The sequence below is a fragment of the Chloroflexota bacterium genome (assembly GCA_013152435.1).
Classification (GTDB): Bacteria; Chloroflexota; Anaerolineae; order DUEN01; family DUEN01; genus DUEN01.
The window spans coordinates 1-25,901 of record JAADGJ010000020.1 but is presented as its reverse complement, the minus strand read 5'-3'; the positions used below and the strand labels follow the sequence as shown (position 1 = coordinate 25,901).

At 64.9% G+C, this 25,901-nt stretch carries 22 protein-coding genes; 5 read left to right on the top strand and 17 right to left on the bottom strand.

The window, feature by feature from the left end; genetic code table 11:
* From GXP39_02990 to GXP39_02975, 4 genes are all read right to left on the bottom strand, one after another.
* Positions 1-1,216 (bottom strand): M20/M25/M40 family metallo-hydrolase (locus GXP39_02990; protein ID NOZ27003.1); only part of this gene is annotated, 1,216 nt, incomplete at its 3' end.
* A gap of 126 nt (positions 1,217-1,342) precedes the next feature.
* Complete coding sequence (locus GXP39_02985; protein NOZ27002.1) at positions 1,343-2,245, bottom strand: ABC transporter permease; 903 nt, start codon at positions 2,243-2,245, stop codon at positions 1,343-1,345.
* A 26-nt stretch (positions 2,246-2,271) separates the two neighbouring features.
* Entirely contained in the window at positions 2,272-3,276 is a 1,005-nt protein-coding gene (locus GXP39_02980) for an ABC transporter permease (GenBank protein ID NOZ27001.1), read from the bottom strand.
* Positions 3,277-3,354: 78 nt separating this feature from the next.
* Positions 3,355-5,046 carry an ABC transporter substrate-binding protein gene (locus GXP39_02975; GenBank protein ID NOZ27000.1) on the bottom strand — a complete coding sequence of 564 codons (1,692 nt, stop codon included), beginning with the start codon at positions 5,044-5,046 and terminating at the stop codon, positions 3,355-3,357.
* A gap of 591 nt (positions 5,047-5,637) precedes the next feature.
* Here GXP39_02975 and GXP39_02970 point away from each other — a divergent pair.
* The 3 genes from GXP39_02970 (at position 5,638) to GXP39_02960 (ending at position 8,140) form a co-directional block, all read left to right on the top strand.
* Positions 5,638-6,519, top strand: coding sequence for a histidinol-phosphatase (locus GXP39_02970; protein ID NOZ26999.1), 882 nt, complete (start codon positions 5,638-5,640; stop codon positions 6,517-6,519).
* A complete protein-coding gene (locus GXP39_02965; GenBank protein NOZ26998.1) occupies positions 6,516-6,941 on the top strand; it encodes a protein BatD in 426 nt (141 codons plus the stop codon). The genes GXP39_02970 and GXP39_02965 overlap by 4 nt, the downstream gene beginning before the upstream one ends.
* A gap of 80 nt (positions 6,942-7,021) precedes the next feature.
* Complete coding sequence (locus GXP39_02960) at positions 7,022-8,140, top strand: deoxyguanosinetriphosphate triphosphohydrolase (GenBank protein NOZ26997.1); 1,119 nt, start codon at positions 7,022-7,024, stop codon at positions 8,138-8,140.
* 51 nt (positions 8,141-8,191) lie between these two features.
* Here the strand turns inward: GXP39_02960 and GXP39_02955 are convergent, their stop codons facing one another.
* The 10 genes from GXP39_02955 to ffh form a co-directional block, all read right to left on the bottom strand.
* Entirely contained in the window at positions 8,192-9,241 is a 1,050-nt protein-coding gene (locus tag GXP39_02955) for a hypothetical protein (GenBank protein ID NOZ26996.1), read from the bottom strand.
* Between the two features lie 38 nt (positions 9,242-9,279).
* Positions 9,280-10,401, bottom strand: coding sequence for an aminopeptidase P family protein (locus GXP39_02950; protein NOZ26995.1), 1,122 nt, complete (start codon positions 10,399-10,401; stop codon positions 9,280-9,282).
* A gap of 22 nt (positions 10,402-10,423) precedes the next feature.
* Positions 10,424-11,302, bottom strand: coding sequence for a tyrosine-type recombinase/integrase (locus tag GXP39_02945; protein NOZ26994.1), 879 nt, complete (start codon positions 11,300-11,302; stop codon positions 10,424-10,426).
* 83 nt (positions 11,303-11,385) lie between these two features.
* On the bottom strand, positions 11,386-13,722 hold the full coding sequence (topA, locus tag GXP39_02940; protein ID NOZ26993.1) for a type I DNA topoisomerase: 2,337 nt from the start codon (positions 13,720-13,722) through the stop codon (positions 11,386-11,388).
* Positions 13,723-13,840: 118 nt separating this feature from the next.
* A complete protein-coding gene (locus GXP39_02935) occupies positions 13,841-14,917 on the bottom strand; it encodes a mannose-1-phosphate guanylyltransferase (protein NOZ26992.1) in 1,077 nt (358 codons plus the stop codon).
* A 61-nt stretch (positions 14,918-14,978) separates the two neighbouring features.
* Positions 14,979-16,304, bottom strand: coding sequence for a DNA-protecting protein DprA (gene dprA, locus GXP39_02930; protein NOZ26991.1), 1,326 nt, complete (start codon positions 16,302-16,304; stop codon positions 14,979-14,981).
* Positions 16,301-16,852, bottom strand: a complete 552-nt coding sequence (rimM, locus tag GXP39_02925) for a 16S rRNA processing protein RimM (protein NOZ26990.1) — start codon at positions 16,850-16,852, stop codon at positions 16,301-16,303. The genes dprA and rimM overlap by 4 nt, the downstream gene beginning before the upstream one ends.
* 462 nt (positions 16,853-17,314) lie before the next feature.
* A complete protein-coding gene (locus GXP39_02920; GenBank protein ID NOZ26989.1) occupies positions 17,315-17,557 on the bottom strand; it encodes a KH domain-containing protein in 243 nt (80 codons plus the stop codon).
* Positions 17,558-17,621: 64 nt separating this feature from the next.
* On the bottom strand, positions 17,622-17,921 hold the full coding sequence (gene rpsP / locus GXP39_02915; protein ID NOZ26988.1) for a 30S ribosomal protein S16: 300 nt from the start codon (positions 17,919-17,921) through the stop codon (positions 17,622-17,624).
* 61 nt (positions 17,922-17,982) lie between these two features.
* Entirely contained in the window at positions 17,983-19,320 is a 1,338-nt protein-coding gene (ffh, locus tag GXP39_02910; protein NOZ26987.1) for a signal recognition particle protein, read from the bottom strand.
* A 132-nt stretch (positions 19,321-19,452) separates the two neighbouring features.
* Here ffh and GXP39_02905 point away from each other — a divergent pair, with 132 nt between their 5' ends.
* Positions 19,453-20,349 carry a DUF1028 domain-containing protein gene (locus tag GXP39_02905; GenBank protein ID NOZ26986.1) on the top strand — a complete coding sequence of 299 codons (897 nt, stop codon included), beginning with the start codon at positions 19,453-19,455 and terminating at the stop codon, positions 20,347-20,349.
* A 581-nt stretch (positions 20,350-20,930) separates the two neighbouring features.
* Here GXP39_02905 and GXP39_02900 read toward each other — a convergent pair.
* The 3 genes from GXP39_02900 to GXP39_02890 form a co-directional block, all read right to left on the bottom strand.
* A complete protein-coding gene (locus tag GXP39_02900; GenBank protein ID NOZ26985.1) occupies positions 20,931-22,544 on the bottom strand; it encodes a hypothetical protein in 1,614 nt (537 codons plus the stop codon).
* On the bottom strand, positions 22,541-23,086 hold the full coding sequence (locus tag GXP39_02895) for a sigma-70 family RNA polymerase sigma factor (GenBank protein NOZ26984.1): 546 nt from the start codon (positions 23,084-23,086) through the stop codon (positions 22,541-22,543). The genes GXP39_02900 and GXP39_02895 overlap by 4 nt, the downstream gene beginning before the upstream one ends.
* A gap of 269 nt (positions 23,087-23,355) precedes the next feature.
* Positions 23,356-23,946 (bottom strand): CDP-alcohol phosphatidyltransferase family protein, encoded by a 591-nt coding sequence (locus GXP39_02890; GenBank protein ID NOZ26983.1) that lies wholly within the window; start codon positions 23,944-23,946, stop codon positions 23,356-23,358.
* A gap of 772 nt (positions 23,947-24,718) precedes the next feature.
* On the opposite strand from GXP39_02890, the gene GXP39_02885 reads away from it, so the two are divergent.
* The gene (locus GXP39_02885; GenBank protein NOZ26982.1) at positions 24,719-25,879 is read left to right on the top strand and encodes an N-acetyltransferase; all 1,161 of its coding nucleotides are present in this window, start codon (positions 24,719-24,721) and stop codon (positions 25,877-25,879) included.
* Positions 25,880-25,901 lie beyond the last annotated feature (22 nt).

Here is a 25,901-nt window from a genome sequence, read left to right as displayed (position 1 = left end):
CAGCGGCCTGCAGGCTCGCCGGGGAGACCTTATCCACCGTGTCGGCCGTGGTATGCCCCCATCCTCGGCCGCCCCCGCCACCCCGCCAGACGGCCACCGCTGCCGATGGGATCCCCTGCACCGCGAAGGGGAAGTGATCCGAATAGGGGACCAGACGGTCGGCTACCATGCCCTCCGGATTCACCTCTTGCACCTGCGCCCGCAGGCGGGGTAGCAATTCCGGCCACCCCTGAAGAAGGACGGCCAACTGGCCCCTTCCTCCCACCGTATCCAGGTTCAGGACGAAGCGCACGTCCGCCAATTCCGCCTGATGCGCATCCACATACTGATAAGCGCCCAACAGGCCCAACTCCTCGCCGGTGAAGAAGATGACCCGCACCGGCAGGGGGAGTGGCCCCTCCATCGCCAGGACGCGGGCGGCCTCCAACACCGCCGCCACGCCGGAGGCGTTATCGTCGGCGCCCGGGGAGATGTCGTGGCTATCCAGGTGAGCGCCCACGATCAGCCACGGCCCGGGCCGTTCGCCGGGGATCTCCCCCACCGCGTTGTGGGCCACAACGGGGTGCGCCTCTCCCCCCACGGTCAGGCGAACCCGCATCGGCCCCGACTTCAGCGCCCGCCTGATCGCGGCGCCCGTCTCCCGGCTCACTCCCACCCCGGGGATCGAGGCGCCCGCGGGCAGGCTGCCCGTCTGAATGAGCTGGCCGGGCTCGTCCCCCACGAACACAAAGCCCACCGCCCCCGCCTGGACCACGCGACTATACTTCTCCATACGGTGCACGGGGCGCCTGTACATCGGCGGATTGGCGCTGGAGACCAGCACGATCTTCCCTTTGATCTCATCGGCTCGCGCCGAGATCGCCTCCGGCACCGCCGACTCCAGGTCCAGCAGCTCCGCCTCGACGCGGCCGGCGGGGGAGTAGGGCAGCGCCAGCGTCTCGAGATGGAGCCCGTCACGATCCAACACCTCAAGGCGGGCATCCCCACGCTTCCAGCCGGTGAGGGGGACCTCCTCCGTGCGCACGTTTCCCAGGCCATAGGCCCGCATCCTCTCCAGCACGAACGAGACGGCCCGGGCCTCGCCCGGGGAGCCGGTGAAGCGATGACCACAATCATCGCACAACGCCAGCAGATGGCGATAGGCCGCGTCCGACGTGTAGATCTCGCCGACCATGCGGCGCTCCCGCTCCATCATCACATCACGATCCTGCATCATGAGCTCTCCTCTCCGAAAACGCTCACACAAAAAGCGGCCATTCGACCGCCTTCCGCCGGCGAACGGCCGCTCCCTATGCGCCCGGCAACGACTCAGCACAGCGCTACCCTGCCGGGGCCTCACATCCTATATCTGCATTTGAGGATCCAACGCGTCCCGCAACCCGTCCCCCAGCAGGTTGAACCCCAACACGGTGATCATGATCGCCATGCCGGGGAAGAACACCATGTGTGGCGACTGGCGCAGGAACGGGATGCCATCGCCGATCATGGCCCCCCACTCCGGCAGGGGAGGCTGCGCGCCCAGCCCCAGGAAGCCCAACGCGGCGGCGAAGAGGATGGAGCCGCCCACGCCCAGCGTCGCCTGCACGATGATCGGGGAGAAGCTGTTGGGCAGGATGTGCCGGAACATGATACGAAGGTCGGTCACCCCGACCATCCGCGCCGCCTCCACATAGTCCCGCTCCCGAATGGAGAGGACCATGGAGCGCACCACGCGAGCGTATCCGGGCACCCCCACCACGGAGACGGCGATCATGGTGTTGGTCAGGCCAGGGCCGCGCACGGCCACAATGGCGATGGCCAGCAGGATGGCCGGAAAGGCCAGCAGCACATCGACCACCCGCATGATGAACGAGTCCACCCAACCGCCAAAGTATCCCGCCACCAGGCCCAGCACCGTCCCCACGGAGCCGGAGGCGAACACCACCAGGAAGCCGATGGTCAGCGAGATGCGGGTGCCGTGTATGATGCGGCGGAAGATATCTCGCCCCAGCCGATCCGTGCCAAAGGGATGCTCCCACGAGGGAGGATGCCGGGATTCCGCCAGGTTGGAGTCGATCCTCGGGTCATACGGGTCGACGATAGGGGCCCCAATCCCCACGATCACCGTCAGCAGGACGATGACGAGCCCCACACGCCCATTCCAACTGGAAAGCAGCCGATGCCACGCGTCGATGAACAGGCCGCGAGAGCGGCGCGGCGTCAGATCCGGGAGAAGGGCCTGCGTTGTAGGAGCATCAACAGTCATAGAGAATCACCCACATTGGACAGGGTTCACTGATAACGAATGCGCGGATCGAGATACGCATAGGAGATATCAACGATCAGGTTCACGAACACATAGATCGTGGCGCTGACGAGCACGGCCCCCTGGACGATCGGATAATCCCGGCTGAGGATCGCCCGATACGTCCACAGCCCCATGCCCGGCCAGGAGAAGATCGTCTCCGTGAGCAAGGCGCCCCCTAACAAGCCGCCCAGCTGCAACCCGACCACCGTTACCACCGGCAGCAGGGCGTTCTTCAGCGCGTGCCGGATGATGACGGCCTGCTCGCGCAGCCCCTTGGCCCGCGCGGTGCGCACGTAATCCTGCCGCAACACCTCCAACATGCTGGAGCGGGTCAGCCGGGCCAGGATCGGCATGATCACCGTGCTCAGCACGATGCTGGGCAGGATCAGATGCCAGACGGCGTTCAGGAAGAGCTTGAAATCACGCATTAAGAGCGTATCAATCAACATAAAGCCCGTATGACGCACCACCGTCAGCTCCACATCCAGCCGAGCGCTCGGTGGAAAGATCTTTCGGTTCACGGCCAGCGCGTAGATCAACACCAGCGCCAGCCAATAGATGGGCATGGACACGCCCACCAACGCGCCGAACATGGAAAGAATGTCCAGCCAGGAATTGGGTTTGATGGCCGATAAGATGCCGATGCCGATGCCGATCGTCACCCCCAGGAACATGCTCGCGACGACCATCTCGATGGTGGCAGGCAGTCGCTGCTTCAGCTCGCTCATCACGGGGGTGCGATTGATAATCGACTTCCCCAGGTCCCCCCGCAGCACGCGCGACAGCCACTCCAGATACTGGATGTACACGGGGCGGTTGAACCCCATCTCCTCGCGCACGCGCTCGATGTCCTCCACGCGCGCGCGCTCGCCCAGCATGACGGTCACCGGGTCCCCGGGGATCAAGCGGATTAACGAGAAAACCAACAGGGAGACGCCCAAAAGCACAGGGATCAGGGCCAGCAACCGACGAGCGATGTACCGTCCCAAAACGCACCCTCCTCAGGCATAAGAATTGCCGGGCCGGAGGCCTCCCCCCGGCCCGGCAAGCGAAGCGCAGGGATCAGATCACTCCTTGCTGATCCACAGATGCTCGTACCAGGAGCGGAAGACGACGGGGATGTACCCCTTCACTTCCTTGCGGAAGACCGCCGTGCCCTTGACCCACACGACCGGGATACGAGCGACGTCGTTGTGGATCAACAGCTCGGCCTCCTGATAGATCTTCTCGCGCTTGGCGGGATCCGCCTCGATCCGACCCTGGATCAGGAGCTCCGCCACACGATCGTTGTTGTAGCAGTCCTCCTTCTTCGGCTGCCCGACCGGATGGCTGAAGTGCCAGCCCAGGTAGTTATCGGGATCGCCGTTGTCGGAGCCCCAGCCGAGCATCCACATGGGGAACTTACCCTCGTTGCGGTCCTCCAGGTAGGCGCCCCAGTCCTCCGTCTTCAGGTTCACCCGGATGCCGACCTTGGCCAGGTCCGCCGCGATGGCCTCACCGATCGCCTTGGAGTCGGGGAAGTAGCCGCGGATGACCGGGATGTACCAGAAGTCGGTCTCAAAGCCGTCCGGCAACCCGGCCTTCGCCAGGAGCTCCTTGGCCAGCTCGGGATTGTACTCGTACGGCTTGATGTCCGGGTTGTGCCCCAGGATGGGCGGCGGCTGGAAGGAGCCCGCCAGCTGGCCGTACTTGCCGTAGAACGGCTCGATCAGGGCACCCCAGTTCACGGCGTGGGCCACGGCCTGGCGCACCTCCAGCTTGTCGAAGGGCGGCGTGCACTGCTGGAACGCGATGTAGCCCGTGCTCAGGGCCGGCAGCAAGTAGACGTTGATGTCCGGATCCTCCTCGGCCGCGGGCAGGTCCGTCTGGGCGAAGTCACCGGTGTGGATGGTGCCCGCCTTCAGCTCGGCGAAGCGGGCGGAGTTATCGGGGATGGAGCGGAAGATGATGCGCGCCAGCCGCGGCGGGCCGCCCCACCACTCGTTGTTGCGCTCCAGGGTGATGTGGTCGTCGGGAACCCACTCCACGAACTTGAAGGGGCCCGTGCCCACGATCGTGCCGGCGGCCGTACCGTACTTGTCGCCCTGCTCCTCGACCACCCTCGGGTTGTTCATGGAGAAGACGCCACACAGCGAGAGCTTGGCCAGGAGCACCGCCGAAGGCTGCGCCAGCTTGATCTGGACGGTGTACTCATCGATGACGTTCACTTCCTCGATGGCCAGATCCTTGCCAAACTCGGCGTCATAGTACTCGAAGGTGCGGCCGAAGCGGTAGGGGTTGTCGGGATCGCGCCAGCGGTCAATGTTCCACTTCACGACCTCAGCGTTGAAGGGATCGCCGTTGTGGAACTTCACCCCCTTGCGCAGGTGGAACGTCCAGGTCTGGCTATCCTCGGTCTCCCAGGACTCCGCCAGCCAGGGGATGGGCTTGGTCGAGGTGCCTTCCAGGCGCACCAGGGGCTCCATGACCTCGCAGATCACACGCCAGGACTCGCCGTCCGTGGCCGGACCCGCATCCAGGATGACCGAATCGCCGCCCCGTCCGACGACGAGCGTCCCGCTGAGCTCCTCCGGCGCAGGCGTCACCTCGGGGGTGACCTCCACCACGCGCTCAACGATCTTCTCAACCGTCACGGGGACTTCCTTCGTGACGACGACCGTCTCTTTGACGACCACCTTTTCCGGCGTGGCTGAGGGACAGGCCGTCAAAATCAAGGCGGCCACGATCAGCAAGGCGATGACAGGCCAATGCCGTCGCATGATTCTCCTCCTTTACAGGGTAAATTGAAGAGGGATACCGTACGCGGTCTAGCCGGCGTAAAGGCCGGACGGGGCTGCCCAGGCCGGATTCGGGACGATGGGGCTACACCTCCACAGATCTTCTTTCGGCGAGCGAAAACAAACTGCGGGCCACCCGGCCCGACTCCACCTCAGCCACAGCCGGCGATCTCCACTCTCGGCTGGAGGAGTTTCCTCAAACGGAAGGCGGCACAACACCGCCGATGATCAGTCCAAAAGAGTGAAGGCTACGGTAATGGAGGGATCCTTATGAGAAGGTCAACCACGAACAGGGAAGAAAGCCAGAAGTGCAAGCTCCTCGCCTCTGCCAGATTCGGATCGAGTATAGCACAAACGAAACGAGGGGTCAAACAAGCGTGAAGCATCCTCCATTCATGCGGAAAGTCGCGTGCAATCCGGAGAAGATCTCGGGCGCGCGGGCAGATGAGCATCATTTGCTCAGCTCCCCCCTGCGTGGTAGACTCCAGCCGAGATGCGCAGAGCCTCCGCGCCAGAACCACGGCGGACGGCTCTGCACGTGAATCGGGAAGATGATGGATCGGACGCGAGGAGATGAATCAGGAAGAGAGAAGGAACGGGAAGGTCTTTCTGAGCGATAGCCATATCCACTCGACGCACTCCCCGGATGCCCGCACCTCCATCATGGAGGTGTGCCAAAGCGCCGTGGAAATGGGGCTCGCCTACATCTGCTTCACGGAGCACCTGGATCTGGACCCCAGGGACTCCGGATACCGGTACTTCGAGCCGGAGGCCTTCTTCCGGGAGGTCGACGCGGCGAGGACGCGATTCCGCGGCCGCCTGACCATTGGCGCAGGCATCGAGGTATGCTATCAAACCGGGCGGGAAGACGAGATCGCCCGTTGGCTGGAGCGATGGCCCTTCGACTTCGTTCTGGGCTCGGTGCACATCCTGGACGGCAAGCACGATTGGGTGATGGTGCCAGAGCAGGCGTCCATGGCAGCCTGGGCCCGGCACCGCACCCCGCAGGAGGCCTATCGCCCCTACTTCGAGGAGGTACGCCGGGCCGCCGCCACCGGCCTGTTCGACGGCCTGGCCCACCTGGATCTGGTGAAGCGCTACGGGACGCTCGCCTATGGGCCCTTTGACGCGTCGGCCCTGGCCGAGGAGATCGACGCGGTGCTGGCGGCCGCCGTCGCCACGGACACTGCCATCGAGATCAACACGTCGGGGCTGTTCCAGCCGCCGCAGGAGCCGTTCCCCGGGCTGGATATCCTGCGCCGCTACCGCCAGATGGGAGGCCGGGCGATCACCATCGGATCGGATACGCACCATCTCTATCAGCTCGGCCGCGGCCTGGAGACCGCCCGGCAACAGGCCATCGCCGCCGGCTTCACCCACGTCGCCTACTTCCTGGAGCGCCAGCCCAAATTTGCCCCGCTGTCACCGGCCAAGTCGCGGGAGGTCACGCCATGAGCGAGAAGGAGGCGCACCTGCTCTTCAACCCCATGAGCGACGGCGCCCTGCTGCGCATGCGCCCGGGGGAGAAGCTGTACCGACTGTACTTCTTCCGCCCCGCCGCGGGCCGCCACGTCCATCTGGAGCACCGGGTGCTGGCCAAGCAGAGGGAGGACGGCCTGCTGGAGATGATCAGTTACACGGTCCAGCTATCCCCGGAGGGGCGGCTGGAGCGGTCGAACGTGTTGCGCGTGCCCGAGATATCCCCAGAGGACCTGGAGCGGGTGGTGGATCGCATCCTGGAGGAGACCCACACCAACCCGGAGAACCCCGGGGAGTTCGAGGAGATCGATCTGACCTACTTCGACACCTTCGAGGAACAGCTGGACTATCTGAGCGACTACGGGCTGATCGACGACGAGGGGGCGGATTCGGCCTGAGGCCACGATGGGCACATACAGAGCGGGAAAGGAGGGCAACGGTGCTTTCCCGAGAGCTTCTTGAGCAGCGAGAGCGCGAGATGTTGGCGCCCTACGCGATGAAAAGCGGCGACACCCGGGGTCGCGTCGTCCCGGAGGACGAACACCCCTATCGCACCGCATTCCAAAAGGACCGTGACCGCATTATCCACACGACGGCCTTCCGCCGGCTGGCCTACAAGACGCAGGTGTTCGTCTATTACGAGGGGGATCATTACCGCACCCGGCTGACGCATACCATCGAGGTGGCGCAGATCGGCCGCACCATGGCCCGGGCGTTGGGGGCCAACGAGGATCTGGTGGAGGCCATCTGCCTGGCCCACGATCTGGGACATCCCCCCTTCGGGCACACGGGCGAGGCGACGCTGAACGAGTGCATGCGAGAGCACGGCGGCTTCGACCATCAGCGCCAGACCATGCGCGTCGTCGAAAAGCTGGAGCGCCGATTCCCCGACTTCCCGGGCCTCAACCTGACCTATGAGGTGCGCGAGGGGCTGGTCAAGCACGACACCGACTATGACGTCGCCAACGCGGCCGGATACGAGCCGGAGAAGGCGGGCACGCTGGAATGCCAGATCGCCAACCTGGCCGATGAGATCGCCTACAGCACCTCCGATCTGGATGACGGGCTGCGAGCCGGCCTGCTGCACCCCGGGGATGTACAGGAGCTGGCCATCTGGCAGGACGTCATGCGCTCGCTCGGCGAGCCCCCGGACCGCCCCATCGACGTCATGCTGCGCCACCGCGCGATCCGACGGCTGGTGGGCATCGAGGTGACGGCCGCGCTGGAGGAGACGACGCGACGGCTGAGGGAGAGCGGCGTGCAATCCGTGGAGGAGCTCCGCGCGCTGGGGAGCAACGTCGCGGGGTTCTCCCAAGAGATGGAGGAGAAGAACCAGGAGCTACGTCAGTTCCTCATGGAGCACTTCTACCGGCACTACCGGGTGATGCGCATGACGCAGAAGGCGCGTCGCCTGCTCAGCGACCTCTTCTACGCGTACGTGGAGGAGCCCACCCAGCTTCCCCGGGAGACGCTGGCGCGCGCCGAGGAGGAGCCGGAGGGGATCCATCGTATCGTCTGCGACTACATCGCCGGGATGACGGACCGATACGCCCTGGACGAATACCGGAAGCTGTTCGACCCGGAGACACGGGCCTGACCGCAGCCGGAGCCCCGCGTCCCCCGTCACGCCTCGGGGAAAAACGCCTCCCTACTCCCCGCCCTTCTCCTTGAGATAGACGGCCAGGTTGACCTCCACCTCTCGGAAGACGGACGACGGTGGGGCGTCCCCATCAGCATAGGACACGGTGAGCACCTCGCCGACCAACCGCATCGACTGGCTCTCGATCACGAACTGCTGCCCCGGCTGGGCCGGGATGACCCTGCCCCGGCGCTCCAGTCGGGTCCGCAGAGTCGCATCGCCCTGAGCGTACTCGCTCAACAGGACGTAGGCCTGGGTGCGGATGTCCTTCTTGTCAAACAGCCACACTTCCAACGCCGTGACCTTGTTGTCATCCCCCCCAAGCGTCTCCGCGACCCCCATCCCGCACTCGCCCAGGTAGCCGCTGCCGTCCGGAGCGCTCAGATTGAAGCTCTCCGTGTAATCAGGGATCCCCTGCTGGAAGGTGAGGGTGAAGATGTCCAACGGCCTCACCCCGGGGTCCCGCCCCTCGGACGGCTGCCCGGCCGATGGGACGGACGGCGAGGGAAGCTTCTGCGAGAGGGAGCGCAGGCGTTCCCTGAACATATCGGCCAATCCCGTGGGCTTCGGGAAGTTCGGGCGGGCCAGGGAAGCCCTGCGGCCCCAATTGTAGGCGGCGAGGCCCAACAGACCCAGCAGGCCGACCGCCAACACGGCGACCAGGGCGATCACCAACGACCGCAGCGGGGACCTCGCGCCCGCCGGGGTCACCTCCCTGGCGGCGATGGGGGGCAGCCCCAGCTCTCGATACATCTCCATCAGGACGTCGGCGTCTTCTGGGGAGGCGCCCTCCAGCACCTCGGCCAACACCCTGCTCTGCTGCTCCGGCGTGCCAAATGTGCTCAGCGCCTGGCGGGCCCGGTCGACATCGCGAGTCGCCTGCAGCGTATACGCCACGCCCAGCACATACGTCTGGCGATACTCCGGCGCCAGGTCCACGGGCAACGCGTCCGTCCACTCCACCGGCCACAGCCACCAGCCGATGACCCACCAACCGATGAGAAGGCCGATCAACAGTGCGGCTAACACCACGTAGGCAGGATAGTTCGCCCCACGCATGATGCGCTCCTTCCCCCAACGCGACGGTCGGGGTCACATCACCATTGGCCGTACACGATCGGTTCCTTGGGGGCCTGAGAGAGCAGCTCCACCCCCTCCTCCCGGATGACGACCAGATCTTCAATCCGTACGCCGCCCCACCCCGGCAGGTAAACGCCCGGCTCCACGGTGACCACCATGCCCGGCTCCAACCGATCCTCGGACAGACGACCCAGACGCGGGCGCTCGTGCACCGCCAAGCCGACGCCATGCCCCAGCGAGTGTCCGAAGGCATCCCCATAACCGGCTCGCTCGATGACCTCACGGGCGATGGCATCGGCCTCCACGCCGGTCATCCCGGGCCGGATGCGCTCCAGCGCCGCCTGCTGAGCGGATTGCACGGTGTTGTAAACGGTCCAGAAGGTGTTGGGATCCGCCGGCTCGCCCAGGCAGACGGTGCGTGTGAGATCGGAGCAGTAGCCATCCACCCGGGCGCCCATGTCAATGACGATCGGCTGGCCCGCGGGCAGCGGCTCGTCGCCGGCGTGCGCGTGCGGCAAAGCGCCGTTGGGTCCCCCCGCCACGATCAGCTCAAAGGCGACGGCCTCCGCCCCGTGCTCGCGCATGTACCGCTCCAGCAGCCAGGCCAGCTCGCGCTCCGACATGCCGGGCCGCGCCTGGCTCAGCCCGTAGGCCAACGCCTCATCCGCCAACGCGGCGGCCCGCCGGATGATCTCGATCTCCGCCTCATCCTTGACGGCGCGCAGAGGCTCCACCAGATCCTTCTCCGCCACCCAGGTGACCGGACCCTCGCCCGCCATCCAGCGGCGATGCTGGTCCACGGTGATATGGGTCGACTCGAACCCGACACGCCCCTCTCCCAACCGGTCCACCAGATCGGGCATCAGGTCATCCATGCGATCGGTCAGGCGGACCAGCTCAAAGTGGGGCGCCTCGCGCTCCACCTGTTGCCAGTACCGGAAGTCCGTGATCAACAACGCCTCGTCCTGGGTGATGAGCAGCCACCCCGACGAGCCGGTGAACCCGCTCAGGTACCGGCGATTCTCCGGCTGGCTGATGAACGCCCCGGTCAGATCACGATCCTGCAGCACCTTCCGTAGTCTGGCCAACCGTGACGCGCTGAGCCGGGGATCGGTTGTAGGAGAAGATGGTGGATGCATGAACGCGCCTCGTGCCTTGGTCTCAGCGCCCATGGGCGCCGTTGGAATCCTCCGCCCAACCGGTGGTGGAAGTCACGCTCTCCCCGGAGACGGCGCCGTCCGGCGGGCTCAACAGCGAACGAACCTGCCGCCAGCCCTCGGCACCATCCACCAGATGAGCGGCCATTGTGTGCGCCAGCATCTGCGGCGTGATGCGGCGGGAGAGCCCGGCCGCCCGAGCGTACCGGGAGATCATCTGATTGACGGCGATCTTGGACATGCGACCGCCCCGATAGTTCAGGAACAGGGCCGGGGATGCCCGCCCTGACACCAGGTGGGGACGCCCCGCCTGCAGGTAGACGCTCAGCGTGTGCGCGGTGGCCTCGTCCAGCAATATCTGACGACGCAGCGTCTGCCGCCAGACGGTGACCTGCATACGCTCCAGGTCCACGTCTCCCACGTTCAACGAGATGAGCTCGCTGACCCGAGGCCCGCCGCAGTACATCAGCTCCAGCAACGCCCGGTCGCGCAACCCCAACGGGGTGCTGGTATCCGGCGTGGCCAGCAACTGGGCCACCTCCTCAGGAGCCAGCGTCTCAAAGATCAGGCGCGGCTGGGTCGGCAGGTTGGTGCGCCGCATCGGATTCTCCTCCAGACGCCCCTCCCGAACCAGGTACTCCAGGAGCTGATGCAGCGTCGCCATATGATGGCTGATGGACGGCCGATCATGCCCCATGCGGATCAACTGCGCCTGCCATCGCTTGATCAAAGGCGCGCTCACATCATCCCATGTCGTCACATACTCGCTGCGCGCAAACTGGATGAACTCCTCCAGCCAATGCTCCGCCTGCCGCAGCACGAAGTCGGCAGGCTGGTTTTGCACCTTCAGGTGCTCGATGAATCGGTCACGCTCTTGTTCCATCTCTCTCTCTTCTCTCCTAGGATAAGGATACGTTACGTGATCAAGATCCCCCGAAACGGTCGCCACGATGCACCCATCCCCCATCAGGCGGTCTCCACAGCCGGCACCTTCTGCACCTCATCTAGAGCGAACTGCTCCTCGCATTGCAGGCAACGCGCCGTCTTCTTGCCGGCCACCACCAGCATCCCGCCACAACGCGGGCAAGGGGTCGGAAGCGGACGCCGCCACGTGCTGAAATCGCACTTCGGATAGGCGCTGCAACCGTAAAACACGCGCCCTCGTCGGCTACGACGCTCGACCAGGTCGCTGCCGCACTTAGGACACGCGACCCCGATCTTTACCAGGAACGGCTTGGTGTTCCGACACTCCGGATAATTGCTACAGGCGATGAACTTCCCATATCGGCCGTACTTGACCACCATGGGATGCCCACACAGCTCGCACATCTCGCCGGTGGGCTCATCTTCCATCTTATAGTGCTCCATAGTGCGCTGCGCCTGAGCCAGCCGCTGGGAGAACGGCCCATAGAAGTCACGCAGCACCTGGACCCACTCCGCCTCACCGGCGGCGATGCGGTCCAGCTCGTTCTCCATCCGCGCCGTGAATCCCACCTCGAACACGTCGGGGAAGTGCTTGACCAGCAGGTCGCACACGATGAACCCCAGCTCCGTCGGATGCAGACGCCGGTCAATGCGCTCCACGTAGCCGCGCTGCTGGATAGTGGACATGATGGGCGCATACGTGCTGGGCCGCCCGATCCCGTGCTCCTCCAACGCGCGGATAAGCGTCGCCTCCGTATAGCGAGGCGGCGGCTGGGTGAAGTGCTGCTCGGGGATGAGCCGGAGCAGATCCAGCACCTCCCCCTGCTCGACCGGTGGCAACAGGTGCTTAACCTCCTGATCCGCCGGGGCATCCTCGTCACGGGACTCCTCGTAGACCGCCAGGAAGCCCGGGAAGCGCACAGCTGACCCGCTGGCCCGGAACAGGTAGGGGCGATCCCCCTCCTCCGGCCCGGCCACCACATCCACCCGCATGGTGTCGTAGATCGCCGGGGCCATCTGGCTGGCGACGAACCGCCGCCAGATCAGGTCGTACAGCCGGAGCTGGTCCCGCGTCAGGTAGGGGGCCACCGACTCCGGCGTGCGGAACACTGAGGTGGGCCGGATAGCCTCATGCGCCTCCTGCGCCCCTTTGACCCGGGTGCGGTACACGGGGGGCTTGGGCGGCAGGTAGTTCTCCCCATACCGCTCGGTGACGAAACGGCGGGCCTCCTGCTGCGCCAGAGGCGAGACATATGTGGAATCGGTTCGCATATAGGTGATGAGGCCGACGTTGCCTTCCCCGCCCAGGGCGACCCCCTCGTAAAGCGCCTGCGCGGTGGCCATGGTGCGACGAGCGGTGAAGCGCAGACGGCGCGAGGCCTCCTGTTGCAGCGTGCTGGTAGTAAACGGCGGAGACGGCCTACGCTGGCGCTGGCCGCGCTTCACGGCGGACACGACGTATGTGGACCGTTCCAGCTCCTGCACGATCCGACGCGTGTCCTCCTCGTTCTTCAGATCCACCTCCTGCCCTCGGATGCGGATCAGCCGGGCGACGAAGCTGGGACGCCGCTTGCGCCCTCGCGACTCCTGGCGCGCCAGCTCCGCGTCGATGGACCAGTACTCCTCCGGCACGAAGGACTGGATCTCCCGCTCGCGCTCCACGACCAGGCGCAGGGCCACCGACTGCACCCGTCCCGCCGATGTGCGGTTGCGCACGCGCTTCCACAACAGGGGGCTGATCTGGTAGCCCACCAGCCGGTCCAGAATGCGCCGCGCCTGCTGGGCGTTCACCAGGTCCATGTTGATGCCCCGGGGATGGGCGAACGCCTGCTCGACGGCCGGCTTCGTGATCTCGTGGAAGACCACACGGCGCACCTGCTCGGGCTTGATCCCGGTGGCCTCGACCAGGTGCCAGGCAATGGCCTCCCCCTCCCGGTCCGGGTCCGTGGCCAGATACACCTCGCTGGCCTGCTGCACCGCCTCCTTTAGCTCCTTCACCACCTGGCGCTTCTCATTGGGGACCCGATACTTGGGCCGGAAGTCGTTCTCGATGTCCACGCTCAACTGTGAGCGCAACAGGTCCCGCACATGCCCCACAGAAGCGCGCACCGTATACTCCCGGCCCAAATACCGGCTGATCGTTCGCGCCTTCGCCGGCGACTCGACGATGACCAGCGGCCCGTTACGTTTGCGCTTCGCCTTGGAGGAGCGAGCCCGGGTCCCCCGCTTGGACGACGAGGTCGATGTCGCCGGTGGCGGCTCCAGACCGGCATGCGCCGCGGTCTTGCCCATGCGGAATAGCGTCGTCCCACACACCGGACAACGCCCACGGGTGGCCGGCCTCCCGCCCTCCGTGAACACAGGCTGCGGGTCCGCCATCTCCCGTTTGGTGCGACATTTGACGCAATACGCTTCGATGTGTTCCTCGGTCATGGCTTATCTCGTCCCCATAATGCCCCAATAGGCTCTGATGATCGCTCTGGCCCGCTGCAACGAGCTAGAGCACGTCGTACAGCCCCTGCTCCTCGAGATACTTGACCACCCGCTTCACATCCTGCGCCCGATCCTTGGGGCAGACCAGGATGGCGTCGCCTGTATCCACGATGACGATGTTCTCCAGCCCCACGGTGGCGATCAGTCGCTTGGGGCTGTAGATCAACGAGTTGCGCGTCTCGATCCCCACATGCCGTCCCACGACCACGTTCTCGCCGTCGTCGGAGGGAGGCAGCAGATCGAGCAAGGTGGCCCAGCTTCCCACATCGCTCCACCCCAGGTCGGCCGGTACCACCGCTACGTTATCCGCCTTCTCCATGATCCCGTAATCGATGGTCTCCGACTGGATGGGTAGCCAGAGCTCCTCCGGGATCACGCCGACCTTGCCGGTCTCATCCCAGAACTTCTCGATCTTCAAGAGCTGCTCGTAGAGCTCGGGCATATAGCGGGCGAACGCGTCGAGGATCGTGGAGGTCTTCCAGATGAACATGCCGGCGTTCCAATAGAAGTTCCCGTTGGCGACGAACCGCCGCGCATCCTCCCGCTTCGGCTTCTCGATGAAGCGCACAGCCCGGCGAACCTCCACGCCGTCCACCTTCATCAGGGGATCCCCCCCCTCGATGTACCCATAGCCCGTCTCGGCGTAGGACGGCTGGATGCCCAGCGTGACCAGGTGCCCCTCCCGGGCTGCAGCCTCCGCCACCCGCAGTACCCGCCGAAACTCATCGGTCCGGGTGATGAAATGATCGGCGGAGAGGCACGCCATCACGGCCTCCGGATCCCGGCGACGCACGAAGAGGGCAGCCACGCCGATGGCCGGGGCCGAGCCACGCCCCGCGGGCTCGCCCAGCACGTTCTCGGCCGGGATCTCGGGCAACTGCTCTCGCACGGTGGGCGCATATGCCTTGGATGTGACCACGACGAAGTGATCTGCCGGCGCCATGTCGGCCACCCGCTCATAAGTCTCCTGCAACATGGTGCGTTCAGGCGACGTAATGTTCAGGAATTGCTTGGGCATCTGCCGGCGGCTACGCGGCCACAGCCGGCTGCCGACCCCGCCTGCCAAGATCACAAAGTACATCTTCACCCTCCTCGCACAGAGATTCCCAACGCAACCCGAAAGATGCTCCCTCTTCCTCGACTCAGTCGATGCGGTACTCGACGCCGGTCTCCCGAGCCAACACGTAGTTCATGCCGCCCACCTGCCGCACCATCCCCTTCAGCTCCATCAGAGCCAGCGTGCTGGAGACGACCGAGATGGGCAACCCGGCCGCCTGGGCCAGATCGTCCACATGGACCGGATCGGCGCCCAGATGGGCCATCAGCCGCTCCTCCGCGGGATCCGAGGGGACGACGGCCCGCATCTCCGCCTGCTCGGCGATCTGTTCCAGGTTCAGCGCCTCCAGGACATCCGATGCCGACAACACCGGATGGGCACCCTCCTGGATCAGGCGATTCGTGCCCACGCTGCCGCGCTGGAAGATGCTTCCCGGAACGGCGAACACATCACGTCCCTGCTCGGCCGCGAAGTCCGCCGTGATCAGCGCGCCGCTGCGCACGCCCGCCTCCACGATGATCACCCCCTTGGAGAGGCCGCTGATGATCCGATTGCGCGGCGGGAAGTTGCCCCCCTCCGGCCTGGTGCCCAACGGATACTCGGAGAGGATGGCACCATTCTCGGCGATCGACTGGGCCAGACGCCGATGCTCGGGGGGATAGATCACATCCACGCCCGACCCCAGGACGGCGATGGTGCGCCCCCCCGCCTCCAGCGCGGCCCGATGCGCCACCGCGTCAATGCCGCGCGCCAGGCCACTGACGACGGTTACACGATTGCGCGCCAGATCCTCCGACAGGCGGCGGGCCGCCTCACGGCCATAGGCGCTGGCCCGTCGCGTGCCCACGACGGCCACCGCCCACTCATCCTCCGGGGTTAACTCCCCCCGAACGTAGAGCACGGGAGGCGGATCGTAGATCTGAAGCAGGTTACGCGGGTAGTCGGGGCTCTCCCACGTCAGCACCTGCACGCCCGCCCGCTCAATACGGGCGATCTCATCGTCCAGAGAAAGCGTGGACCGGGTGGTCAGCAGGTTCTCCAGCGAGCGGCGGTCCAGGCCCGCCCTGCGGAGGGCATCCGCCGGGGCATGCCAGGCGCTCTCGATATCGCCGAAATAATCCAGCAGCGCCCGAAGCCGATGGGGGCCGATGCCATGTACCCGATTGAATCCCACCCAGTAGCCCAAGTCGGACAAGAGAGCCTCCCGAACGCGAGGGCGATCATCGCCACCCGGCCGTTTTCCGGCCCGGATGACGGCGCAAGCATACTCGAAAGGATGCCTTTTGTCAAGACAGATGTAATGAAATCCCCTCGGGACGGCAACCCTGAACGCCGCCCGCCCTCTACCCTTGCAGTCATACGTGAAAAACGGGGGATGGGACAAAGCCGTTCCACGCCCTCCGGGCTTCATCCCTGCCGTCGCGTGGCCTCCTCCAGCCCGGGCGGCAGGGCGACTTCCATGCGCCCAGCCTCCAGATCCACCTTGAGGACCACATGGCGAACGGCGGGGAGAAGGATCTCGCCCTGTTCCCCGCGTACCACGTAGACGTCATTGGCCTCGGCCGGGGTCTCGATCACCTCGACCACACGGCCGAGACAACGCTCTCCCTCCCACACCTCCAGGCCGACGATCTCGTGGATATAATACTCGTCCTCCCCCAGCGGCATGGCCTGGCTGCGGTGCACGAACAGCCACTGATCGCGCAGCGCCTCCGCCGCGTTGCGATCCGGGCACATCGCCAGCTTCAGGAGAGCCTGGCCCTTATGCAGGCGGGCGCTCTCGATCTTGGTCTCCCGCAACGCCCGGGCCGACGGATCGCCCACGTACACGCGATCGAGCAGGGCGAAACGGTGAGGCCAATCCGTGTGGATCTCCACCTTGACCTCGCCGCGTATGCCGAACGGCGCCATGATCCGTCCGATGGCCAGGAACTCCGGTCGCTTCGATGTCTTCGTCATAAGCCCCGATCCTCAATCGCCGGATTCATTGCGGGGGGTGCCCCCCAGGCGTCCATTTAGGCGATACGCAAGCGTGATCTGCATCCTCGAGATAGCCCCAAAGGGCTGGCCCCTTCCCAGCCACCTGTTTTCCTGCCCTCCGCCCGCCCCGCGGGGCTGGATGCCAGGTAAGCGCGCACGGCCATGCGCTCTACCATTCGTCTATCCTGGCAGGGTGAGACACGCCTCGCCCTGCCACATGCGTCGCATGTGCCGAGCCACTCCCCCATGGGGCCGCCAGCGAGGTCCGGCGAGCATCGCAACGGGACGTCCAGCACTCAAACGCGAAGCGGCGGGGGCGCACAAATCGCAGCCTCCCGCCGTTCAGGAGTCGGCACGTCATCCGTGTGGGGCGCCAAGGCAGCTCCGCCTCTCGCGCCCGAATCTCATCCCTCGCCGAAGCCCGGCTGGCCCCTTATACGCTCATCCCTCTTCCGGCTCGACGATGTTCAGCGTCACCCGTTTTCCCTGACGCATCGCCGCCACGCGCAACAACACCCGCATCGCGTTCGCGACGCGACCACCCTTGCCAATGACCCGTCCCATGTCCTCGGGGGCCACGCTGAGCTCCAGGACGACGGAGCGCCCCCGGCCCTTTTCCACCACGTGTACCTGCGAAGGGTCATTGACCAGGTTCTTGGCCACGTAGGCAACGAGCTCTTTCATGCTTGCCTCCTGACGGCAGGCGGCTCAAACCCCATCCCGCCGAGCGGTCGGGGCATGGGCCACATCAGGCCGCCTCTGTGGCCTGCTTCTGAGCCTTCGCCTGCTCCTTCAGCTCCGCCGCCAAATCCAGGGCATTGGTCTTGGCCAGAAGTCGGGCCACAGGCTTGCTGGGTTGGGCGCCCACGCTGAGCCAGTAGGCCGCGCGCTCCACGTTGATATGGAAGGTCTCCGGCTCCGTGCGTGGATTGTAGAACCCGATAACCTCGATGAACCGCCCATCGCGCGGCGCCTCGCTGTCCGCGACGACGATCCGATAGGTCGGTTTCTTCTTCGCGCCTTGACGACGCAGTCGAATTCGTACCATGCTCTCCCCTCGAACTCCTTCTTGCACTAGGTGATCGGCCGAACTTCCCTCGGCAATACCACTATCGGAACAACCCTGTCAGGCTGCCGAGATCCCCCAGACCCCGGCCTTTCCGGGAAAACCGCTTCATCATGCGCTGCATCTGCCGGAATTGGCTGAGCAGCTCATTGACATCCTGGACGGTCGTGCCGGACCCTCGCGCGATGCGGCGCTTCCGACTGGCGTTGATGATCTGCGGATTGCGCCGCTCCTCCAACGTCATAGAGCTGATGATGGCCTCCAGCTTCTTCATCTGCTGGTCGGTCACCTCGGGCGCCAGGTCCTTGCTGATGCGCGAGAAGCCGGGCACCATCTCCAATAGCTGGCTGAGCGGACCCAGCTTCTTGATCTCTCGGAGCTGGGTCAGGAAGTCCTCCAGATCGAACTCCCCTTTGATCAGGCGACGCCCCATCTCCTCCGCCTGATCTCGATCGATGGTCTGCTCCGCCCGCTCGATCAGGCTGAGCACATCGCCCATGCCCAGAATGCGGGAGGACAGGCGGTCCGGATGGAACGGCTCCAGCGCATCCAATTTCTCGCCCGTGCCCAGATACTTGATGGGCACGCCGGTGACAGCCCGGATGGAGATAGCCGCGCCGCCCCGAGCGTCGCCATCCACCATGGTGAGGATCAGCCCAGTCAGCCCCACCTGCTGATGGAAGCCCTCCGCCACCCGAACGGCCTCCTGGCCGGTGGTGGCGTTGGCCACCAACAGCACCTCACGCGGGTTCACGCGCCGCTTGATCTCCGCCAGCTCCTCCATCATCGCCTCGTCGATCTGCAGGCGCCCCGCGGTGTCCAGAATCACCACGGTGTTGCCTGCCGACCGGGCGTGACGCAGCGCGTGCTCCGCGATGTCCGGGGGCGAAGCCTCCACGCCCTCGCTGTACACTGGGATATCCAGTTGTCTGCCCAGCACCTCCAGCTGGGTGATCGCGGCGGGGCGATAGGTATCCGCCGCGACCAGCAACGGCCGCTGTCCGGACTTGCGCAACGCCAGCGCCAACTTGCCCGCCGTGGTCGTCTTCCCGGAGCCCTGAAGCCCCACCAGCATAATGACGATCGGCGGCGACCCCGAGAGATCCAGCCGACCCGGCTCGCCCAGCGTCGCGATCAGCTCCTCATGGACGATCTTGATCACCTGCTGCGCGGGCGTCAGGCTGCGCATCACCTCCACGCCGACCGCGCGCTCACGCACCCGGCCGATGAAGTCCTTGACCACGCGGAAGTTCACATCGGCTTCGAGCAGCGCCAGCCGCACCTCACGCAGCGCGGCGTCCACATCCGCCTCGGTCAGGCGCCCCCGGCTGGACAGGCGATCGAAGACGTCCTGTAGCTTGTCCGACAGCGTTTCGAACACTGTACCGCTCCTCATGCAGACGCGCCCCTCAGCATAGGGCGCGTCCATGCGGGCCATTCTAATCCGTGTTAAAGGTTTCGTCAAGTTTGTGCTATAATCGAGCCCATCAGCGAGAGGCAGCGAGGTGAGAGCATGACCCAGAAGACGCACGTTCCCGTAGCAACCTTCTCCATCGTGGCCTACGATCCCGCCGCACAGGAGTGGGGGATCGCCGTGCAGTCCAAGTTCCTGGCCGTAGGAGCGGTGGTGCCCTGGGCGCAGGCAGGCGTCGGGGCGGTGGCCACGCAATCCTACGCCAACACCAGCTATGGCCCCAAGGCCCTGGCCTTGATGGCACAAGGGCTCTCCGCCCAGGAGGCGCTGGACACCATCGTGGCGGAAGATCCCGGCCGGGCCCAACGCCAGGTGGGGATCGTGGACGCCCAGGGCCGGGCGGCCACCTTCACCGGCGACGAGTGTCTGGCATGGGCAGGGGGGCGAACCGGGCCCAACTATGCCTGCCAGGGGAATATCCTGGTGGGACCGGAGACGGTGGACGCGATGGCGGAGACGTTCGAGGCCAGTTCCGGCGCCCTGGCCGACCGGCTGCTCGCGGCGCTGGCGGCGGGTCAGCGGGCCGGCGGCGACCGCCGAGGCCAACAATCGGCCGCGCTGCTGGTGGTCAAGCCCGATGGAGGGTACGGCGGCTTCAACGACCGCTACATCGACCTGCGCGTGGACGATCACCCGAAGCCGATTGACGAGCTGGCCCGGCTTCTCGACCTCTTCCGCCTGTACTTCGAGAAGGCGGACGAGGACGCCCTGCTTCCCATCACGGAGGAAGTGGCCCGGGAGATCCAGGAGAAGCTGCGGGATCTGGGATACTACGACGGCCCCATCACCGGCGTATACGACGAGGCGACCGCGCGAGCGCTGAGGGAGTACGGCGGCGTGGAGAACCTGGAGGAACGGCTACGAGAGGACGATCGCATCGACCCCATCGTGCTGAACTTCCTGCGTCGCCAGCACGAGCAGAAAGCAGGACAGTGATTTCACTGTGGATCTTCAAGTCTGAGAGTGTGTCTGAAAAATGCTGTTGCTTCTACTGGGAGGAGGCCCGGAGGGGCGGAGCCCCTCCAGAAAAGCCCATCTTTTGCCCTCGACCTGCCTGGCCTCGGCCTGGATCCTGCGGAAAGGGCCGAGAAAGGCAGGTGCAGGCCGGAAAAGTGGGTTTCCCATGGAGAGGAGGACCCCTCCACACCTCCCCCTGTGGAGCTAGTCGTTGAGGAAGCCCCCTCAAAACATCTTGCCGGTAAATTTTCAGACACGCTCTGAGAGAGATCCCTCACAGACACAAAGTAGCCGAAGGCAGTACCTTCGGCTACTCCATCCCCAAAGAGGTAGTGTATCCAAGATTGAGGGGCTGCACCCCTCAAAGCTCCCCGCTGTATTTCCACCGAAAAAGATTCACTACCCCCAAAGATGCTCCTGTTCTTGCATTATTGATCTTCGCCCAGATAAAGCAACATATGAATTCCGGCCTCCAGGAGGTGACGGGATTCCATAGGGGCGACGCATGTGCCATGCGACGTAAAGTTGGCCCCATGGGCTACGACCGCGCCTCCAAGGAGCTACCGCCGCGGGACCCGGGTCGGCGGTGGTGACGACGGGGTGGAGGGCGCTGGCCTGAGCGCAGGTGTGGCCGTGGGCGCCACGTTCCCCTCCGAGGGCAACGGCGCCCGGGTCGGCTCGGCCGTCGGGGCCGGCGCCTGTTCCACGGTCGGGGATGGGATCGCCACGGTCGGAGGCGCCGCCGGCGTGGGGGTGGGAACCACCGCCCCCGGCGGGACGCGAGTCGGCGGAGGCATCCTGGTCGGCGTCGGAGTGGCCGGCGTCACCACGATCGGGGTCGCGGTGGCCGGCGGTGCAGGGGTCCCCTCCTCCGTCGGTGTGGGCACCACTACCTCCGGCGTGGACGTCACCGGCGTGGCCTCGGGCGTCTCCTCTCCCACGGGCGTCGGGGCCGTCGCCTCCGGCGTGGGCGTCATTGGCGTGGCCTCCGGCGTCCCGGCGGGAGGTGAGGCCGTAGGCGTGGGCGGAGCGACCGTGACCACCGTCCCGCTTGGCGTTGGCCCGGGCACCTGCCCCGTATCCGAGGTGGCACGCGCCGGCGGCATCCGCTCCACGGTGGCCGGGACGGTGGGCGTCGGCTCGCCCTCCAAAGCGGGCGCCCGCGTGCTCGTCGGCGTGGGCATTCGGCGCCGCATGGATGATGTGGGCGTCGGCTTGACCGGGACAGCGCCACCGGCCCCGGACGACCGAGGCTGCTGAATGGGCTTCCAGACGGGCGTAGGAGCCACGGTAGGCTTGCTGGTCGGCTCCGGCGCCACCGTCGGTGTGGGTGTGGGTGTGGGCCATCCCATCACTTCTATCTCTTGAGCCAGCAGTCGACCATCTCCCGGAGCATAAACCTGAACCCGTACCTTCTTGCCTTTCTGAGGTATCCCCTTAATCAAAGTGTTCTCAGGCAATTGAATTGTAAACCGATGGAGCTGAATAGTACGAGACGTTACGTCTTCGATGACCCCATAAAGCCACCAAGTAGCTTGACGTCCCGTTTCTAAGATGATCTCAGTCTCCTCGACGCGGCGCTTCTCTATTTTCGCCTCCATGACCGGCCGTTCTTCCTCAGGAGCGAGGAGCAGCTGCACACGCTCTGTGAACAACTTGATTGGGTAGAGAGTATCACCGGGCAGGCTATTGGCGGAGGCGATCACGGTGCCGCGGACCATCAGCACGATCAGCAGGAGGGCGCCCAGCGCCGGCACCAAGTAGCGCACCACCAGGCGTCCCCGGAGCCAGTCGATCCAGCTCACGCGACGGGACTCGCGCGCCGCCTCGGGCCTTCGCACGCGCGTCACGGGCTGAGGCGGCCGCTCACGGGTCCCAGCGGTCTGGGCGCGCATCTCCTCGGCAGCAGCCAGGAACTGCTCCCGGGCATTGGCCCGGGCGCGCATCTCCTCGGCCCTGGCCAGGAATCGCTCTCGGGCTCTCGCCCTCGCCGCGGGCGATCGCTGCGGGACCGGCTCGGCCATGGACTGCACCAACAGCACCGTCTCCAACAGCGGGGCCAGATCATCGGCGTGCTGCGGGTATCGGTCCAGGCATGCCTGCACGCTCTCCCCCTCGATCACCCGCTCGACGCACTCGGCGAAGATCGTTTCCAGATTCAGTTTCTCGTTCATGATTCACGATCCAGTAAGCGACGCAAAGACATGATCGCCCGATACTGCAATGCCTTCACGGCGCCTTCGGTCTTGCCAGTGACCTGCGCGACCTCCGCGATGCTGAGCCCCTCGAGAAAGCGCAGACTGACGACCTGGGCCTGTTCTTCCGTTAGCCGATTGAGGGCCCTCCGCACACGCTCTCCCTGCAAGCGACGCTCTGCCGTCTGCTCCGGGTCCATGTTCTCTGCGGGGATCGTCGGAGCGTCTTCCAGGGAGATATGGGTGGAACGAGCGCGACGACGATAGTGATCGATGACCAAGTTGTGCGCGATGCGATAGAGCCAGCCGGAGAAGGAGGACCGCCAAGCGTTCTCGCTTTGTATGGCTTCCAGCATACGCAGAAACACTTGCGCGGTAAGATCCTCGGCGACTTGGGCATCGCCAACGCGATGGTAGATGTAGCTGTAGATTCGGCCTTCGTAGCGGTCATAGATGACGCTTAAAGCCGCCGGGTCGAAGGCTTTGGCTTGCTCGAGTACTTCCGTGTCGTTTACTGGCATGACCGGGGTTTTCGTTCTCGCGGGACACGGATCGGCCTCGATACGCCATCACGGATCCGAAGGCCAGGTTACAGAGGCGACATCACGGCACGCTCACCCACCAGCGGCCCCATGCGCCCGAACGGCCTCGGGTGGCTCGACCACACCTTCTCAAGTGGTTCGCCCGACGGTATATCTAAGCCAGATCACGCTCCCAGGTCTAACTGCACGCCCCACCCAGAGCAGTTTCTCATCACCCATCGCTCAGGGGGTTCTTACACCACGGCCGGTCAGCCGCCGCGTTCCCCCCCGGTAGCCCGCCACACGGCATAGATGCGCTGCAACGCGGTGATATTGGCGAGGATGGCCAATATCCACAAAGCAAGTCCGACTTGATTGAACAACAAGCCCAAAACCAGCGTCCCCCAACGCTCGCCACGGGTGAACAGGCCCACTTTGCAGGAGACCCCCACCCCCTCCGCGCGAGCGCGGGTGTAGCTCACCAGGAACGATCCCATGATGGTGACGTAGATCAGGATGATCTCCAGCTCGCCACCCAGTCGAATGTAATAGATCAGCAATCCGAGGAGGCTGAGCGCCTCCGAATATCGATCCAGCGTGGAGTCCAGGAACGCTCCGTATCGGCTGATCCGGTCGGTGACTCGCGCCAGTGCACCATCCAACGCATCGAGGGCGCCCGCGAAGAATAACACGATGCCCGCCGCCAGGAACTGCCCCTGAGCCATCAATACGGCGGCAACCGCCGTCAGGCATAAGCCGATGAACGTCACCAGATTCGGGGAGATCCCGGTCCAGCGAATAAAGTTCGCGATCGAGGTGAGGACGCCGGACAGGAGCTGCCGGCCTAAGTTCGTCAACATGGTCGATGCACTCCACGATGAGATCGGGGCCAACCCACAAGAGCCACGGCGATTCCCCCAGCTCGCCGAGTTGCAGAAGATCCTGGCGCGACCATCGAAGGGAAACACTTTCAAAAACCAGGGAGCGCCTCAATTTACCAATCGATCAAAAACCCTCCAAAACACTACCTTCCCCAGATAATCTTACTATGAAACCGGGGTGTATGTCAAACGCCTATTGACGATGGCGGTGTATCCAAAATGGTGGAAATTTCGCGGAACAGCCCACGACGCCCACTGCAAGCCCTCAGGGGTGGAGTGGAGGCCACCCCTCCACCAAAATATTCCCTTTTCAGCTCGGAACCTGCCCTTTCCCGGCCTGATTCGGGTGGACCAAACCGGGCAAGGCAGGTAAGGGGCTGAAACAAAGTGGTTTCTTTTGAGGGGCTGCGCCCCTCAAAGCCTCCCCACAGCATCTCCACCGAAAAGGATACACTACCCAAAAATACAAGTGGGTGTCATACCGCCCCAAAAGTGGTATAATCAGGATGGCCCGATGCGAATCAGAACGGGGCAACCGATCACCCCGCCGGCTTATGCCTCAGGGTGATTCCTCACCGCCGAGATGCCCACCTCGCAACGCTGCGACCTCGGGCTCTGGGCAAACTCCGGGATGGTTCGGTCCGCCGGGGAGGCGGGTGCTCCCTCCCCCGCGCCGGGCCCTGACCCCATCAGGACCCGACGCCAGCAGGTCACGAACGATCCCCCATTCCATTCCTGCTGGAGGTGTCCCGTGTCCGACCAAGCCGTTCGCGTACGTCCCATCTACACCCCCGAGGAGCGCCTGAAGTTCATCACCTTCCCCTGGCAGGTATACAAGGGAGACCCCAACTGGGTTCCCCCCCTGATCAGCGAGCGCAAGGCGTTCCTCGACCCCGCCCGCAATCCCTCCTTCGAGCACATGGACTGCCAGCTGTTCCTGGCTGAGCGAGGTGGGGACGTCGTCGGCACCATCTCAGCGCACATCAACCATCGGCACAACGAATTCCACAACGAGCAGGTCGGCTTCTTCGGCTTCTTCGAGACGATCCAGGATTACACCGTCGCCGAAGCCCTGCTCTCCACCGCCTGCGAATGGGTGCAAGAGCGGGGGATGACCGCGATCCGAGGCCCCGCCAATTTCAGCACCAACGATGAGGTCGGCATGCTGGTGGACGGGTTCGACTCCCCACCCGTGATCCTGATGACCTATAATCCTCGCTATTATCCGGAGTTCGTAGAGCGATTCGGCTTTCGCAAGGCCCAGGACCTCTGGGCGTACTACATCGATATCGAGATCTTTCGGGAACACCCGGAGAAGGCCCCGGCCAAACTGCTCCGGGTGGTCGAGAGGGTGAAGAAGAGAGGGGACTTCACGGTACGCCCCATTAATATGAAGAGGCTGGATGAGGAGATCGAGCGGGTCAAAGAGATCTACAACTCGGCGTGGTCCCGGAATTGGGGGTTCGTGCCGCTCACCGACGCGGAGATCGAGCATCTGGCGGAGAACCTCAAGCAGATCATCGACCCGGCCACGGTGTTCATCGCCGAGGCCGACGACCGCCCCATCGGCGTTATCCTGCCGTTGCCGGACCTGAACCAGCCCTTGAGGCTGGCTTACCCCCGGCCGGGTGTGCCGGAGTGGTGGACGCTGCTCAAGTTCCTCTGGCACTGGAAGGTCCGCCGCCGGGTGACGTTGATCCGGGCCTTCGCCATGGGAGTGATCGAGCCCTACCGGAACCGGGGCGTGGACGCCGTGCTGTACTATGAGATGGGCCGGGCCGCGCTGGAGCGCGGGTACACGGAAGTGGAGATGTCCTGGATCCTGGAGAGCAACACGGTGATGAACAATACGATCAAGGCGTTGGGAGGACGCGTCTACAAGACCTATCGCATCTACGAGAAGGAACTCTGACGCCGGCTGGGCTCCACACTCG